15 protein-coding genes are annotated in these 16,270 nt (G+C 64.4%); 11 read left to right on the top strand and 4 right to left on the bottom strand.

Annotated elements, in window-relative coordinates:
- Nucleotides 1–60 precede the first annotated feature (60 nt).
- The 11 genes from QN397_RS02955 (at nt 61) to oxlT (ending at nt 12,381) form a co-directional block, all read left to right on the top strand.
- On the top strand, nt 61–2,220 hold the full coding sequence (locus tag QN397_RS02955) for an Ig-like domain-containing protein (protein WP_323494852.1): 2,160 nt from the start codon (nt 61–63) through the stop codon (nt 2,218–2,220).
- An 83-nt stretch (nt 2,221–2,303) separates the two neighbouring features.
- A complete protein-coding gene (locus QN397_RS02960) occupies nt 2,304–2,891 on the top strand; it encodes a YqiA/YcfP family alpha/beta fold hydrolase (RefSeq protein WP_323495012.1) in 588 nt (195 codons plus the stop codon).
- Between the two features lie 59 nt (nt 2,892–2,950).
- Complete coding sequence (locus tag QN397_RS02965) at nt 2,951–5,011, top strand: ribonuclease catalytic domain-containing protein (RefSeq protein WP_323494853.1); 2,061 nt, start codon at nt 2,951–2,953, stop codon at nt 5,009–5,011.
- A 16-nt stretch (nt 5,012–5,027) separates the two neighbouring features.
- Nucleotides 5,028–5,876, top strand: a complete 849-nt coding sequence (locus tag QN397_RS02970) for a TonB family protein (protein WP_323494854.1) — start codon at nt 5,028–5,030, stop codon at nt 5,874–5,876.
- A gap of 30 nt (nt 5,877–5,906) precedes the next feature.
- Nucleotides 5,907–6,743 carry a shikimate dehydrogenase gene (gene aroE / locus QN397_RS02975; protein WP_323494855.1) on the top strand — a complete coding sequence of 279 codons (837 nt, stop codon included), beginning with the start codon at nt 5,907–5,909 and terminating at the stop codon, nt 6,741–6,743.
- A gap of 12 nt (nt 6,744–6,755) precedes the next feature.
- Nucleotides 6,756–7,529 carry a transglycosylase domain-containing protein gene (locus QN397_RS02980; RefSeq protein WP_323494856.1) on the top strand — a complete coding sequence of 258 codons (774 nt, stop codon included), beginning with the start codon at nt 6,756–6,758 and terminating at the stop codon, nt 7,527–7,529.
- Nucleotides 7,530–7,557: 28 nt separating this feature from the next.
- Nucleotides 7,558–8,433, top strand: coding sequence for a lysophospholipid acyltransferase family protein (locus QN397_RS02985; protein ID WP_323494857.1), 876 nt, complete (start codon nt 7,558–7,560; stop codon nt 8,431–8,433).
- 25 nt (nt 8,434–8,458) lie between these two features.
- The gene (locus tag QN397_RS02990) at nt 8,459–9,493 is read left to right on the top strand and encodes a phosphatidate cytidylyltransferase (protein WP_323494858.1); all 1,035 of its coding nucleotides are present in this window, start codon (nt 8,459–8,461) and stop codon (nt 9,491–9,493) included.
- 25 nt (nt 9,494–9,518) lie between these two features.
- Nucleotides 9,519–10,064 carry a crossover junction endodeoxyribonuclease RuvC gene (gene ruvC, locus QN397_RS02995; RefSeq protein ID WP_323500040.1) on the top strand — a complete coding sequence of 182 codons (546 nt, stop codon included), beginning with the start codon at nt 9,519–9,521 and terminating at the stop codon, nt 10,062–10,064.
- Nucleotides 10,065–10,110: 46 nt separating this feature from the next.
- A complete protein-coding gene (locus QN397_RS03000) occupies nt 10,111–10,755 on the top strand; it encodes a Pr6Pr family membrane protein (protein ID WP_323500041.1) in 645 nt (214 codons plus the stop codon).
- A 342-nt stretch (nt 10,756–11,097) separates the two neighbouring features.
- The gene (gene oxlT, locus QN397_RS03005; RefSeq protein WP_323500042.1) at nt 11,098–12,381 is read left to right on the top strand and encodes an oxalate/formate MFS antiporter; all 1,284 of its coding nucleotides are present in this window, start codon (nt 11,098–11,100) and stop codon (nt 12,379–12,381) included.
- 21 nt (nt 12,382–12,402) lie between these two features.
- On the opposite strand, the gene QN397_RS03010 is transcribed toward oxlT, so the two are convergent.
- From QN397_RS03010 to ftsA, 4 genes are all read right to left on the bottom strand, one after another.
- A complete protein-coding gene (locus QN397_RS03010) occupies nt 12,403–12,579 on the bottom strand; it encodes a hypothetical protein (protein WP_187054359.1) in 177 nt (58 codons plus the stop codon).
- A gap of 38 nt (nt 12,580–12,617) precedes the next feature.
- Nucleotides 12,618–13,541: a UDP-3-O-acyl-N-acetylglucosamine deacetylase gene (gene lpxC, locus QN397_RS03015; RefSeq protein ID WP_187054358.1), complete on the bottom strand. Its 924-nt coding sequence runs from the start codon at nt 13,539–13,541 to the stop codon at nt 12,618–12,620.
- A 104-nt stretch (nt 13,542–13,645) separates the two neighbouring features.
- Nucleotides 13,646–14,863 (bottom strand): cell division protein FtsZ, encoded by a 1,218-nt coding sequence (gene ftsZ, locus QN397_RS03020; RefSeq protein ID WP_187054357.1) that lies wholly within the window; start codon nt 14,861–14,863, stop codon nt 13,646–13,648.
- A 168-nt stretch (nt 14,864–15,031) separates the two neighbouring features.
- Nucleotides 15,032–16,261, bottom strand: a complete 1,230-nt coding sequence (gene ftsA, locus QN397_RS03025) for a cell division protein FtsA (RefSeq protein WP_323500043.1) — start codon at nt 16,259–16,261, stop codon at nt 15,032–15,034.
- Nucleotides 16,262–16,270: the final 9 nt, after the last annotated feature.

The raw sequence follows: 16,270 nt of genomic DNA on the forward strand, positions 1-16,270 counted from the left end.
ACCAGACTGGCGCCGCACCCCTGTAACGCTTCGTTAATCACTCGTACATTCGGAGATTCCATGCAACCCCACACCCCGAAAACCAAGGCCGGCCTGACAGCTGCCGTGCTCCTCACACTGACTGCCTGCGGCGGCGGTGGCAGCAGTGGCGGAGGCTTTGCAATTCCGGCGACCGGGTCTACGACAACCGCAGCCGCCACGCCTGCACCGGCCGCAGTCGTAGAGCCGAGCACGCAGGCATCGCTCGCCAAGCTAGACGGGGTCGCCGCCACCGGCGCGGCCTTTGCCGGCGCCGCCGTGACCGTGACCGACCAGACCGGCACCACGGTTTGCAGCACCACGACGGATGCCGCCGGCGCCTTCCGTTGCACCCTGCCCGCTACCACCGTGGCACCGCTGGTCATCAAAGCCAGCCGCGACGACAAAAGTTTCTACAGCACCACGCCGAGCGCCGCCGGTGGCATTGCGAACGTCACGCCGCTCACCACCATTGTTGTTGCGCAGCTGTCGCCGGACGGCAATCCGGCCAGCCTCGCGGGCGCGATCCAGACCGATCCGTCCAGCGTGACCGCCGCCACGATTCAGACGCAGGTCGCCGAACTCGTGGCCGCGCTCAAGCCACTGCTCGATGCATTGGGCCAGAGCGCCATTGACGTCATGGCGGGTGGCTTCACCGCCGACGGCACCGGCCAGGACAAGTTGCTCGACACCATATCGGTCAGCGTGCTGCCCAACGGCAGCTCCGCCAACATCGAGATCACCGTCAAGACGATTCCGACGTCCGACGGTGCAGCACCGATTTCGATCGCTTTCAACACCGCCGACACGGCGGTCACGCCGACCTTGCCACCTATCGCTGCAGCTGCCGTCGCCAGCACGCCGCCGCCGGCAGTTGTCGCCGCGCTGTTTGGTCGCATGACCTCCTGCTACGCCCTGCCGCTCACGCAACGTGTCGGCGGCTCCGGTGCCTTCGCGCAGGGCGGCGGCACGGTCAACGACACGACCAACGCCACCGGGACGGATGTCAACGTGATCGCGTCGGCCTGCAAAACGCTGTTCCTCGGCGACGACCCGTCCACGTTCTATAACAACGGGTACCGCGTCGGCAGGGACGCCGGCAACAACGGCTCGTTCACCGGGATCTTTCGCCAGGGCGCCACCGGAGTGACGTTCGATCGGGGCAATTTCGAGTTCGTGCGCAGCAGCGGGGACTTCGTGCTGAGCTACCGTACGGTCGACCGCTTCGGCGGCACGGACAACGACACGATCATTGCGCGCAACATCGATGGCACGCTCAAACTGGTCGGCAACAACTACGCCTATCGCGCCTCGGTGCGTCCTTATTCTGAAGACCGCGAACTGGTCAATTCGCCCAACTTCAGTTCGTACACCACGGGATACAACGTCTCCATCGACAACAAGACCGTTTCCGGTTCGTCGATCTTCAACAAGGTCGCGGTCACTTCGCCGTTCAGCGCGACGAAGATCGTGTTCTATCCGCAGTCGGGGCTTTCTTTCCTGGCATTGAGCAAGGACGGCACGAACACGGCGGGCCAGGTCATCTCGAGCAGCATCGTCCGTCTGGGTGGCGAGTTCCAGAACAAGGCCAATTCCGCTTCCGTAAGCGCCGCAGAGACAGGGATTTACTTCGTATCGCCCAGCTACACCGAAGCACAAATCAGCGCGATACAGAACCAGAGCGTCTGGCAGCTGGAGTTCTTCCCGACCAGCGGTCCATCCGTGATCCAGACCTACCGCACCGTATCGCGTGCGCAAACCATCGGCGAAATCCGGCAGCTCGCGTTCGTCCAGGCGACGCCTGTTCAAAAGGCGGAGCTGATCGCCGGAACGAGCGCCGCGGGTCGCTACACGTTTGGCGTCCCGAGCGTGGGCGACCCGAACATCATCGACTTCAGCAGCGAAGGGAACCTCGACGCCTGGATGCTGCCAGCGGGTGCGCTGGCACCCACATCGTTCAGCGTGATCGGGCGCGTCGCCGGCCCCGGCAGTGCGTCTTTCAACGACAGCACGAGCCTCTCCAGCACGCAACGCAAGGCCATCATCTATTGCTCCAGCCAAGGCAGCGCGGACCAGCATTGCGACCCCACGCTCACCAGCCAGTATGCGAACGGCAGCTCGTTCAACCTGCTCGAGCTGTGGGCCCGCAATTCACGGCAAGTCGAGGTGAGCAAGAAGCTTGCTCTTTACAAGCTTCAATAAGCGAACCGCTTGGAGCCCCAAGCCCCGCACTTGCGGGGCTTTTTTATTGACAGAATCGACCTGCGAATCACCTCATGCGCCTGATGCCGACGACCCATCTTCTCTACCTCCACGGCTTCCGCTCCTCGCCGCAGTCGGCCAAGGCACGGCTGGTGGCGCAACGAGTGGCAGAAGGCCATCCCAAAATGCACTTTTGGGCGCCGCAATTGCCGCCGTCGCCGCACGATGCGATGGACGTGGTCATGAAAAGCATCGCTGACTGGCCGCGCGAATCCATGGCCGTCATCGGTTCGTCGCTCGGCGGCTTCTACGCGACCTACGTCGCGGGCATGACCGATTGCAAAGTCGTTCTGCTGAACCCGGCGGTGCATCCAGCGCGCGACCTCTCCCGCTATATCGGCGAGCAGACCGGCTGGCACGATCCGTCCGAGCACTTCTATTTCAAGCCCGACTACATCGACGAACTGCGCGCGCTCGAAGTCGGCATGCTGATCCGGCCGGAACGCGCGCTGGCGATCGTCGCCAAAGGCGATGAAGTGCTCGACTGGCGCGAAATGTCCGCGCGTTATCCCGGCAGCCGCATCGAGCTGATCGAAGGCAGCGACCACGCGCTGTCGAATTTCGCCGGGGCCCACCTGGACGAAGTCATGCGCTTCGTCGATCCAATCTAGGCCGGGGCGCAGCGCATATCCGGTGCCAGGCGGCCCCGGACGGCGTTGATAATTGCGCCATGTTTGTATTGTTTGAAGAAGCCGGCAAGTACCTCAGCGGCCGCGTGCTGTCGGAGGCCGAAGCGTCGGCGCAGGTCGAGCTCGACACCGGCAAGCGACTCAAGGTCAAGAGCGCGGCCATCGTGCTGCGCTTCGAGAAACCGTCGCCGGCCGAGCTGATCGCCGAGGCTCGCACGCTGGCCGCCACCATGGACCTCGACCTGGCCTGGGAATTCGCGTCCGAAGGCGAGTTCGGTTTTCCCGACCTGGCGTCCGACTACTTCAGCGACAAGCCGACGCTGGCGCAGCAGGGTGCCGCGCTGTTCGCGCTGTTCGATGCACCGCACTACTTCCGCCGCGCCGGCAAGGGCCGCTTCAAGAAAGCGCCAGCCGACATCGTTCAGGCCGCCCTGGCCGGCATCGAAAAGAAGAAGCTGGTGCTAGCGCAGATCGCCGAATGGGCGGCGCAGCTGGTGGCCGGCGAATGCCCGCAGCCTGTGCGCGAGCAGCTCTACAAGATCCTCTTCAAGCCCGACAAGAACGCGTCCGAGTACAAAGCCGTGGTCGACGCTTCGCGTGCCGCGCAACTGGCGCCGCTCGACCTGCTGGAACGCGCGGGCGCCATCGATTCGCCATACCAGTTTCACTGGCGCCGGTTCCTCTTCGAGAACTTCCCCAAAGGCACGGGCTTCCCGGCGCTGCAGGCACCGGCCATCGTCGACGACTTGCCGGTGGCCACGGTCGAAGCCTTTTCGATCGACGATTCGCAGACGACCGAAATCGACGATGCGCTCTCAGTGCAGGGCATCGGCAGTGGCACCCTCGTTGTCGGCGTGCACATCGCCGCCCCCGGCCTGGCGCTGGTGCCGGGCGGAGCCATCGACCTGGTGGCGCGCAACCGCATGTCGACGGTGTACATGCCGGGCTACAAGATCACGATGCTGCCCGATGCGGTGGTCGATGCGTACACGCTGCTCGAAGGCAGCAACCGGCCGGCCGTGTCGCTCTACGCCACCTTCGACGAAGCCACGCTGGAATTGCGAAGCACCGAGACCAAGCTGGAACGCGTGCCGATCGTCGCCAACCTGCGGCACGATCAACTCGACACGGTGGTCACGCAGCCGTGGCTCGAAGACGCGTCGTCCGTCAGCCCGGACACCCCAGAGGCTGCTGCACGTTTACGCGGTCCGTTGTCGGTACTGTTCCGCCTGGCGAAGCACCTGAAAGCGCAGCGCGAAGTGGTTCGTGGCAAGCCCGAGAACTTCAACCGGCCCGACTACAACTTCCGTCTGATCGGAAACGATGGCGAGCCGCAAGGCAGCGAGCAGGTGACGATCACTACGCGGCAACGCGGCGCGCCGCTCGACCTGATCGTGTCGGAAGCGATGATCCTGGCCAACAGCACCTGGGGCGCCTGGCTGGGCGAACTCGGCGTGCCGGGCCTGTACCGCAGCCAGGCCAGCATGGCGCCGGGCATCAAGGTGCGGATGGGCACGCGCTCGCTGCCGCACGCCGGCCTGGGCGTGAAGAGCTATGCATGGAGCACCTCGCCACTGCGCCGCTACACCGACCTGGTGAACCAGTGGCAGATCATCGCGGCCGCACGCCACGGCAAGACAGCCGCGCTGGCTGCGCCCTTCAAGCCGAAGGACGCCGACCTGTTCTCGATCCTGTCGGGCTTCGACGCCGCCTATGCGACCTACAACGGCTACCAGGGCGGCATGGAGCGCTTCTGGACGCTCAAGTATCTGCAGCAGCAAGGCATCACCGAGCTGACCGTGACCGTCGTCAAGGACATCCAGAACGGCGCCCTGGTTCGGGCCGATTCGCTGCCGCTGGTCTTTCCGGTGGCCGGCCAGCAGGAACGCGGTGCGCACCTGCGCGTCAAGCTCGGCGAGATCGACGAGATCGCCCTCGACGTGAACGGCACCGTGCTCGAGCGGCTCGATGTGGTGGCGGCTGACATGGAAGAAGAATCGGGCGAAGAGGACGACGAAGTAGCCGGCCCGATCGCCATCGCGGTCGACATGAGCGACGGCGAGGCAGCACCAGAAAAGGCAGCGGAGAACGCACCCGCATGAGCATGAGCGCAGCGAAATGAACCTCAAGGACCTGAGCACGCTGCAGATCGCGCTGGGGCTTTCGGTCCTGGCGCACGCTGTACTGCTCACCGTGCGGTTTGTCGACCCTGAAGCCTTCAATCGCGTCTTCAGCGAGACGCCTCTCGAAGTGATTTTGGTCAATGCGCGCAGCAACGAGAAGCCCGACAAAGCCACGGCGATTGCGCAAGCGTCGCTGGCTGGCGGCGGCGACCTCGAAAAAGGGCGTGCCACCAGCCCGTTGCCGCCGAGCGAGTTCCGCGCCATCGGCGACGCCACCGAAGATGCGCAGCGCGACGTCGAGGCCATGCAGGCGCAGCAGATGATGCTGCTCACCCAGATCAAGCAGCAGCTGGCTGCCATGCCGCTGCCCGATCCGCGCCACAGCGGCAACCCGAGCGAGGCCGCGGCGCGCGAAGAGAAGCGCAAGCAGTTGGTCAACCTGCTGGCCGAGATCGAGCGCCGGGTCAACGAAGAAAACGCGCGACCCAAGAAGCGCTACATCAGCCCGGCCACCCGAGAGGCCGCGTACGCCGCGTACGTCGACGCACTGCGACGCCAAATCGAGCAGCGCGGCACCGAGAACTTCCCCGAAGCGGCCGGCAAGAAGATGTACGGCCAGCTGACGATGCTGGTTACCGTCAACTTCGACGGAAGCATCGTGAGCACCGAGATCGTCGAGAGCTCGGGCAACGCGTTGCTCGATCGGCGTGCGCAGGCCATCGTGCGAAGCATCGGCAACTTCGGCCGCTTTACCGACGCGATGCGCAAGCAGACCGACCAGATCGCGTTGCCGTCGCGCTTCAAGTTCACGCGCGACGAGACGACCGAGCTGTCGTCCAAGTAATCGCATCGAGCCAGGCCGCCCGAAACCACCATGGACCTGTACTGCGTGATGGGCAACCCGATCGAGCACAGCCGCTCGCCGTGGATTCATGCGCGCTTTGCGGAACTCACTGGCCAGGCCTTGCGCTATGAGCGCCGGCTGGTGCCGATGGACGGTTTCGATGCAGCGGTGTCGGCGTTTCGTGCCGACACTTCCGGCACAGCACGTGGCTGCAACATCACCGTGCCGTTCAAGTTCGACTCGGCGCGACTCGCGCAGCATGTGACGCCGCGCGCCACGTTGGCGCAAGCGGTCAATGTGTTGAGCTTTCGCAAGGATGGCATGCATGGCGACAACACCGACGGCATCGGCCTGGTGAACGACATTCAACGCAACGCCGACGTGGCGCTCGCAGGTTGCGACGTGCTGCTGATCGGCGCCGGTGGCGGCTCGGCCGGCGTGCTCGGCCCGATCCTCGAAGCCGGTGCGCGCCGCGTCGTCGTCGCCAACCGCACGCTGGCCAAAGCCATCGTGCTGGTCCAGCGGCATGCAGTGTTGGCGCTCCAGCATCACGCGAGCCTCGAAGCGCAAGCGCTGCACACCATCGAGGGCGCTTTCGACGTCGTCGTCAACGCCACGGCGTCTAGCCTGGCGGGTGGCGAGGTGCCCGTTGCGGCCAGCGTATTGAAGCGCGGCACCTTGGCCGTCGACATGATGTACGGGCCCTCGGCCGCCGGCTTCATGGCATGGGCGCGCGCACACGGTGCGGTGCCGCGAGACGGCCTCGGCATGCTGGTCGAACAGGCGGCCGAGGCCTTCGAGATATGGCGTGGCGTGCGGCCGCCGGCAGCGCAAGTGCTCGCTGAATTGCGTGCGCTGGTTGGGTGAGCAGCTCAACCAATGCGCGCTTTCTTCACCTGGCTCATGTGCCTCATCGTCGCGGCCATCGCGCTGCAGTTGTTTTTTGTCGCGCGCATCGCGTTGATGGCCGTGATCGATCCACAGTCGACAGCTTTCCAGCGCTCCGAAGCCTGGCAGATTGCGACACGCGGACGCAGCAACGGGGACGCGAGCGGAAGCCGCGCCGGCGACCGCGCCTGGCAGCAACGCTGGGTGCCGTACGCGCAGATTTCCGACACGCTCAAGCGCGCGGTCATTGCCAGCGAAGACGGTGAGTTCATCTACCACCAGGGCGTCGAATGGGAAGCCATCGAACGAGCCCGCCAGCGCAACGCCAAGGCTGAAGAGATTGCGGCACGGCGCGCCGCCGCCGCCATCGCGCGCGGCAAGTCGCCGCAAACGGCCAAGCTGCGCGGTGGCTCGACCATCACTCAGCAGCTTGCCAAGAACCTCTTTCTGTCGGGCGAACGCACCCTCCTGCGCAAGGGTCAGGAGCTGATGCTCGCGACGGTGCTGGAAACGCTCTTGAGCAAGCAGCGCATCCTGGAGCTGTACCTGAACAGCGTCGAATGGGGCGAAGGCGTGTTCGGCGCTGAAGCGGCATCGCAGCGCTACTTCAGCAAGTCCGCGTCGCGCCTCAGCGCCACCGAGGCCGCACGGCTGGCGGTGATGCTGCCGAGCCCGAAGTTCTTCGAGCGTCGACCCGGCTCGGCCTACATCAGCGGCCGCGCTGCGACGATCGTCGCGCGCATGCCGTCGGCCGACGTGCCCTGAACGGTACCGCCCCCTTATCATCGCGCCCATGCTGGCGAAGTTGACGGGTTGGTTGTTGTTGGGAGTGGTGCGGTTATTGACCGGGGCACAGGCACGCTGGTACGGATGCCCGCCCAAGGCCGAACAGCGCATCTACTTTGCCAACCACCAAAGCCATGCCGACCTCGTGATGATCTGGGCGGCCCTGCCCGAAGAGCTGCGCAGTATCACGCGGCCCATTGCGGCGCGCGACTATTGGGCCAACACACCGTTCAAGCGCTGGATCACGACCGAGGTGTTCAACGCGGTGTACGTGGAGCGCGGCGGAGCACCGTTAGTGCCTTCTGCGCCGGCCGCATCGGCATCCACCAAGCCTGCCGTTCCAACCCTCATACCGACCGCGCGCATCGAACCCTCGATGGACCCGATAGAGCCGTTCATGATCCAGGTGCCGCCACCGGCACCGGCGGCGTTCGCAGTCAAGGCGGTTCAACTGCCTCTGATTGCATTGCCGTCGACAGAGCCCGACGCGTCGGCTTCATCGGCAGCAACTGCAACTGCAACTGCATCCGATGCGATAGCCTCGCCCGCACCGGGAGCCGCCGACCCGCTTGCTCCGCTGATCGAAGCCCTCACCAGCGGCGACTCGATCATCATCTTCCCCGAAGGCACGCGCGGCCATACCGGCGAACCGCAAAAGTTCAAGTCGGGCCTCTTCACGCTGGCGCAGTTGTTCCCCGAGGTGGTGTTGGTGCCGGCCTGGATCGACAACATCCAGCGCGTCATGCCCAAGGGCGAAGTGGTGCCGGTGCCGATCCTGTGCTCGGTCACCTTCGGCGCGCCCATCCGGCTCGAAGAAGGCGAGGAGCGCCGCCCGTTTCTCGATCGCGCGCGTGAGGCCGTCGTCGCGCTGCGCAGCGTTTGACTCCCGCATCGATCCAGCCATCGAGATGAACCATTTCTTGCGCGACCTTTCGCCGGCCCACCAGGTCGCTGCCCTCTTCCTCCTGGTGTTCGGCGTGCTAGCCATCGTCAGCACCGTCACCTTTTTGATCAGCCTGCGCGAACGGCGCAACGCGATGCACAGCGAATCGTGGCGACGCGAGCTCAAGGTCTTTCAGCAACTGCTCAGCACCACCTGGTTCATGGTGGTCGTGTTCTGGGTCGGCTGGGCGCTTGGGGAAGGCGTCGCCACGCTGCTCTTCGCGCTGATCTCGTTCCTGGCGCTGCGAGAGTTCATCACACTGTCGCCGACGCGGCGCGGAGACCATCGCAGTTTGATCCTGGCGTTTTTCGTGGTGCTGCCGATCCAGTTCATTCTGGTCGCGACGGCGCGCTTCGACCTCTTCACCGTGTTCATCCCGGTCTACGTGTTCCTTGCCATTCCGGTGGTGAGCGCGCTGTCGAACGACCCTCACCAGTTTCTCGAACGCAACGCCAAGCTGCAGTGGGGCATCACGGTCTGTGTCTACGGCATGAGCCACGTGCCGGCATTGCTGTTGCTGTCGTTCCCGGGCTTCGAAGGCAAGAGCGCGTTCCTCGTGTTCTTCCTGGTGTTCGTGGTGCAGACCTGCATGGTGGTGCAGCACTTGATCGCGCGCCGCTTCGCCTACTCGCCGCTCGATGCAGGCCCCAAGATGTGGCGCTGGCTGCAGCGCGAACCGTTCGCGCCCAACGTGAGCCAGAGCTTCAACTGGGTCAGCTGGGCGGTCGGCATGGCGATCGCCAGCGTGGTCGGCGCGCTGATGTCTTTCATCACGCCGTTCGGCTACGGCCAGGCGCTGGCGATGTCGTTGATCGCCTGCGTCGCCGGGTCGATGGGGCACCTCGTCATGAAGGCGCTCAAGCGCGATCGCGGCATTCCCAACTGGGGTCCGAAGGGCATGGGCGTGACCGGCGCCAACGGGCTGCTCGACCGCGTCGATGCACTGTGCTTCGCGGCGCCTGTGTTCTTTCATTCGGTGCGCTGGTACTTCGGCGTCTAGCCGCAGCACCCGACACTGTTTTTTCATGCGCATCCTCGGCATCGACCCCGGCCTGCAGACCACAGGCTTCGGCGTGGTCGATGTAGACGGCCACGCGCTAAGGTACGTCGCGAGCGGCACCATCAGCACCAAGCATCTGGAGCGCACCAACCTGCCGGCGCGTCTCAAGGTGCTTTTCGACGGCATCGGCGAAGTCGCGGCGCGCTACCAGCCCGATGCATCGGCGGTCGAGATCGTGTTCGTCAACGTCAATCCGCAGTCGACGCTGTTGCTGGGCCAGGCACGCGGTGCCTGCCTCACGGCGCTGGTCACCTGCAACCTCAGCGTGGCCGAGTACACCGCGCTGCAGATGAAGCAGGCGGTGGCTGGCCATGGCAATGCAGCCAAGACGCAGGTGCAAGAAATGGTCAAGCGCTTGCTCAACTTGCCGGGTTTGCCCGGCAGCGATGCGGCCGATGCACTCGGCATCGCGATCACGCACGCCCACGTCGGGCGATCGCTGGCGCGGCTGGCCGAAGCGACGGGTTCGCAACCGCCCAGCGGCCAATATCGCGCCGGCCGCAGCCGATGAGCAGCAGACAAACCGCCGATCCACGGCCTTCGAACACAACGCACCCATGACGCCCACCGCACGCCAGTCCAGCTTCGCTCTTTGCATCATCGCGTGGTTCGCCCTGCTGTTGCAGCTGAACCTGTCGGTCGGCATGACCGCCGCGAGTGGCAAGCCGGCGCTGATGGGCATCGTGATCTACCTCGGTTACTTCACGGTGCTGACCAATCTCTTCGTCGCGCTGGCACTGCTGCTGCCACTCGTGGCGCCCGACTCCACCATCGGACGCTTCGCGGCGAGGCCCATGGTCCAAGGCTGCGCCGTCGCCAGCATCCTGGTCGTCGGCATCGTCTACCACCTGCTGCTGCGCCACGTCTGGGCGCCGCAAGGCATGCAGTGGATCGCAGACATGCTGCTGCACTACGTGATGCCGATCCTGTTCTTCCTGCACTGGCTGCTGGTGCTTCCGGGCCATCGCCTGCCGTGGTGGGCGCCGCTGGTGTGGTGCCTGTACCCGGTCGGCTACCTCGCTTACGCACTGTTGCGAGGCGAGGTGCTGCAGTCGTATCCGTATCCGTTCATCGACGTGCTGGCCATCGGCTATGGCCAGGCGCTGCTCAATGCGTTAGGGCTGCTGGTGTGCTTCGTGGTGCTGGGCCTGATCCTGGTCGCGATGTCGAACGCGCGGGCGCGACGCAAGCGCTTCGGCTGACGCACGGAGCTGGTGCGGCGTTGCCCCGCGCCTCGTTCTTTTATCGGGAATTCTCATGCCGTAAATAGGCATGAATCGTGCACCGCATCTGCTCGAGATTTATGCGTTCATAAATCAGACGCAATACCCGAGCGACGCAATCGCAATGCATCTTCCTTCTACCCGGAGCAGCCGTGGCACGGCTGCGGCACCCCACACGCTTGATGCACGGAGCGGCGTCAACCGGCAGAGCCGCGGCTGCAGCTTTTCACTCGACCCGGCGGCCCACTCCACCCGCGCAGCGACGGTAGCGTGGCCGCATGGGAACGCTTTTCGCCTCCTCCCTCCCACGATAGAAAGACCATGACCACTTTCGCCAATACCTCGGCGCCTGCCAGTGCGACGGGACTCCTGCACAACCGCTGGTTCCAGTTGCTGATCGGTTTGATCTGCATGATGGCGATCTCCAGTCCGCAATACGTCTGGACGCTCTTTACCAAGCCGCTGTCGACCAAGCTCGGCGTGCCCTTGTCGCAACTTCAGATCACCTTCTCCATGTTGATCGTGTTGCAGACATTCTTCGCCCCGTTCCAGGGTCGGCTGATCGAGCGTTTCGGCGCGCGCCGACTGATCTCTATCGGCACGCTGCTGTCGGGCCTCAGCTGGATGCTGGCCTCGCAGGCCTCCAGCATCGGCATGCTCTACCTTACCTACGGTCTGGTCGGCGGCCTCGGCACCGGCATCGTCTACATCGGCGTGGTCGGCCAGATGGTGCGCTGGTTTCCGGACCGCCGCGGCTTCGCGGTTGGCATGGTGGCTGCGGGCTACGGTATGGGCGCGATCCTGACGACCTTTCCGATTGCCTCGGCGCTGGCCGGCAAAGGCCTGGAAAGCACGCTCTGGCAGTTCGGACTGGTGTTCGCGCTCGTCGGCGTGATCGCCTCACAGGCGCTGCGCTCGCCCGACCCTGCATTGAAGCGTGCTGAACCTCTGCACGCCCAGCAGACCACGGGCACCGACCTCGCGCCGCGTCAGATGCTGCGCAATCCATTGTTCTGGCTGATGTTCTGCATGATGACCATGATGTCGACTTCGGGCCTGATGGTCACCTCGCAGATGGCCAGCTTCTCGCGCGATTTCGGCGTGGCCAGCGTGCTGGTATTCGGCCTGGCGGCGCTGCCGCTGGCGCTCACCATCGACCGCCTCACCAATGGCCTCACCCGCCCCTTCTTCGGCTGGATTTCTGATCGCGTTGGCCGTGAGAACACCATGTTCTTCGCTTTTGCGTTGGAAGCCGTGGCCATGACACTCTGGCTTCTGACGCGAGAGAACGCGGTGCTGTTCGTGCTGCTGTCTGGTGTGGTGTTCTTCGGCTGGGGCGAGATCTTTTCGCTCTTTCCATCGACGCTGACCGATACCTTCGGCACGCAGCATGCCACCGCCAACTATGGTTGGCTTTACATCTCGCAAGGCATCGGCTCGATCCTCGGCGGCCCGATGGCAGCGCTGATGCACGAGAAGACCGGCAGCTGGCATCCGGTGTTCGCTACCGCGATCACGCTCGACATCATCGCCGCCCTGCTGGCGCTGCTGGTGCTCAAACCCTGGCGCCGCCGCTATCTCGCTGACACCGCAACGATCAAGTGACGGCGATGGCGCGTTGGCCGCTCAGGCCACGCGTTCAGCGATCAGCACGGCGAAGAAGCCGAACGCAGCGAGCAATGTCCACTTCAAAACGATCCAGCCGAAGCGGCGGTACTTGACCTGGCCGGTGCCCGCGTAGAACGCAAAGGACACGCCCGCCATCAGCAGGAAAAGCAGGATAGCCCAGCGAAAAAGCAGCATCGATCGTGGCGCTCGAAAAACCGGTCGCGACCCGTCGCCTACCAGGCGCGTTCGACTTCCGCGAAGCCGGCCGGGGCCTTCTTCACGTCGTCGAACGTCACGATCTCCCACGCGTCCTTGTGGGAGATGAGTTCGCGCAGCAGCTTGTTGTTCATGGCGTGGCCTGAACGAAATGCCGTGTAAGACGCCAGCAGCGGATGACCGACGATGTAAAGGTCGCCCATCGCGTCGAGGATCTTGTGCTTGACCAGTTCGTCGTCGTAGCGGAGACCGCCAGCGTTCAGCACCTTGGTGTCGTCCATCACGATGGCGTTGTCGAGACCGCCGCCGAGCGCCAAGCCCTTGCTGCGCATGTATTCGACCTCTTTGGTGAAGCCGAAGGTGCGGGCCCGTGCGATGTCTCGGCTGTAAGAACCGCTGCCCAGATCGAACTCGAAGCGCTGACCCATCAGGTTCACGACCCGGTGATCGAAGTCGATCTGGAAGGCGAGCTTGTAGCCATGAAAGGGTTCGAGCGACGCCCACTTCTCGTTGGCGCCCTCGCCCTCGCGCACTTCGACCTTGCGCGTGACGCGAATGAACTTGCGCGCCGCCTTCTGCAGTTCGATGCCTGCGCTCTGCAGTAGAAAAACGAAAGACGACGCCGAACCGTCGAGGATCGGTACCTCGTCGGCCGTGATGTCGATGTAAAGATTGTCGATGCCCAGCCCGGCACAGGCCGACATCAGGTGCTCGACCGTTTGCACCTTGGCGCCCCCAGTCGAAATGGTCGAGGCCAGCCGCGTGTCGGTCACCGCTTCGGCCGTCATGCGAATCTCTACGGGCTCTGGCAAATCGGTGCGTCTGAAGACGATGCCCGTATCGACCGGCGCCGGCCGCAGCGTCAACTCGACGCGTTGTCCGCTGTGCAGCCCCACGCCGACGGCGCGGCTGATGGTCTTGAGCGTTCGTTGTTGCAACACGACGACGATTTTAGAAGCGCCAGACGCCAGGCGCGCCGTGCGCCTGGCTATGTCCGCAATAGTCACGCGGAAGTCACGTTGAACTCACGCCGCTTTTGCCGTCATCAATCCGCCTGGCGGCGGAGGAAAGCGGGGATTTCGAAGTCGTCCATGCCGCCCGAAGACAACGCATCGACCTTGGCCGCGGCCATGGTGCGGTTGGTGCGCCACACGCTCGGCACTGCCATGCCTTCGTAGTTGGGCTTGCCGTGCGCGCCGGTCTGGCCCATGCCGCCCAGCGTCGGCACGTTGAAAGGACCATCGGTGCCCGTGCCCATGCCGGTGCGGATGACTTCCAGCGTCGGCGCCTGACGGCGCGCGTCTTGCCGCGACAGGCCGGTGGCGACCACGGTCACGCGCATTTCGTCGCCCAGCGTTTCGTCGTACGCCGCGCCGTAGATCACGTGCGCATCAGGCGAGGCGTAGGCGCGAATGGTGTTCATCGCGAGCTTCGATTCGTTCAGCTTGAGCGAGCCCTTGGATGCCGTCACCAGAACCAGCACGCCCTTGGCGCCCGACAGGTCGATGCCTTCGAGCAACGGGCAAGCAACGGCCTGCTCGGCTGCGATGCGCGCACGGTCGGGGCCGGCCGCCGCAGCGGTGCCCATCATGGCCTTGCCCGGCTCGCCCATCACGGTGCGCACGTCTTCGAAGTCGACGTTGACGCCGCCGTACTCGTTGATGATTTCAGAGATGCCGCCGACGGCGTTCTTCAGCACGTCGTTGGCGTGCGCGAAAGCTTCGTCCTGCGTGATGTCGTCGCCCAGCACATCGAGCAGCTTTTCGTTCAGTACGACGATCAACGAATCGACATTGGCTTCGAGCTCGGCCAGGCCGGCATCGGCGTTGGTCATGCGGCGACCGCCTTCCCAGTCGAAGGGCTTGGTGACCACGCCAACGGTCAAGATGCCCATCTCCTTGGCGATGCGCGCGATCACGGGCGCAGCGCCCGTGCCCGTGCCGCCGCCCATGCCGGCGGTAATGAAGAGCATGTGCGCGCCGTCGATGGCCGCGCGGATGTCGTCCACCGCGGCTTCGGCGGCTTCACGGCCCCGGTCGGGCTTGCTGCCGGCGCCGAGGCCGCTGGTGCCGAGCTGGATGATCTTGTGCGCGTTGCTGCGTGTAAGCGCCTGCGCGTCGGTGTTGGCGCAGACGAACTGCACACCCTGAACGCCGCGCTCCATCATGTGGGCGACCGCGTTGCCGCCGCCGCCGCCGACACCGATCACCTTGATCTGCGTGCCCTGGTTGAATTCTTCGACTTCGATCATTTCGATGGCCATTTTTTAACTCCGTGAATTTGCAGTTGCCGTTTGTTTAGGGGATGAATTCTTTTGAGATCTAGCGAGTCACCGGATGACGTCAGGATGGCGGCCCGGTGCGTCGCCATCGCTCGTTGAAATGACGTGGAGGCCCGGCCCGTGCCAGCCAGAGTGTGTGGATCTTCATGGTCAGAAGTTCCCCACGATGAAGTCTTTGAAACGCCCGAAAGCAGTTTTTACCGAACCGTTCTTTTGCGCCACCTTGAAGCCCCGCATGCGTGCGAATCGGGCTTCTTCGAGCAGGCCCATGACGGTTGCGGCGCGCGGCTGAGCGACCATGTCGGACAGCGCACTCGAGTACTTCGGAATGCCGCGCCGGACTGGCTTCAAAAAGATGTCTTCGCCGAGTTCGACCATGCCGGGCATGACCGCGCTGCCGCCCGTGAGCACGATGCCCGACGACAGCACTTCTTCGTAGCCGGATTCACGGATCACCTGCTGCACCAGCTGAAAGATCTCTTCGATGCGCGGCTCGATCACGCCGGCCAGCGCCTGCTTGCTCAACATGCGCGGGCCGCGGTCGCCCAGGCCGGGTACCTCGACTTGCGTATCCGGGTCGGCCAGCAGTTGCTTGGCGTAGCCGTTCTCGACCTTGATGTCCTCCGCGTCCTTCGTCGGGGTACGTAGCGCCATCGCGATGTCGCTGGTGATCAGGTCACCGGCGATCGGGATCACCGCGGTGTGACGGATCGCGCCGTTGGTGAAGATCGCGACGTCGGTCGTCCCGGCGCCGATGTCGATCAGGCACACGCCCAGTTCGCGCTCGTCTTCGGTCAGCACCGCCTGGCTTGACGCCAGTGGATTCAGCATGAGCTGGTCGACTTCCAGGCCACAGCGGCGCACGCACTTGATGATGTTCTCGGCCGCACTCTGGGCACCGGTCACGATGTGCACCTTGGCTTCGAGCCGCATGCCGCTCATGCCGATCGGTTCCTTCACATCCTGGCCGTCGATCACGAATTCCTGCGGCTCGACCAGAAGCAAACGCTGGTCGCTCGAGATGTTGATGGCGCGCGCCGTCTCGACCACGCGGGCCACATCGGCGGGCGTTACTTCCTTGTCCTTGACCGCCACCATGCCGCTGGAGTTGATGCCGCGGATGTGACTGCCGGTGATGCCGGTATAGACCCGGGTGATCTTGCAGTCGGCCATCAGCTCGGCCTCTTTCAGCGCCTGCTGGATGCTCTGCACCGTGGCGTCGATGTTGACGACCACGCCGCGCTTCAGGCCATTGCTGGGCGCGACGCCGAGCCCGGCCAGCTTGAGTTCGCCCCCCGGCAGCACTTCGGCCACCACCACCATCACCTTGGCAGTGCCGATGTCGAGTCCGACGACGAGGTCTTTGTATTCTTTGGGCATGGAAGATGT

This window comes from Variovorax sp. RTB1, from assembly GCF_035018765.1.
Classification (GTDB): Bacteria; Pseudomonadota; Gammaproteobacteria; order Burkholderiales; family Burkholderiaceae_C; genus Variovorax.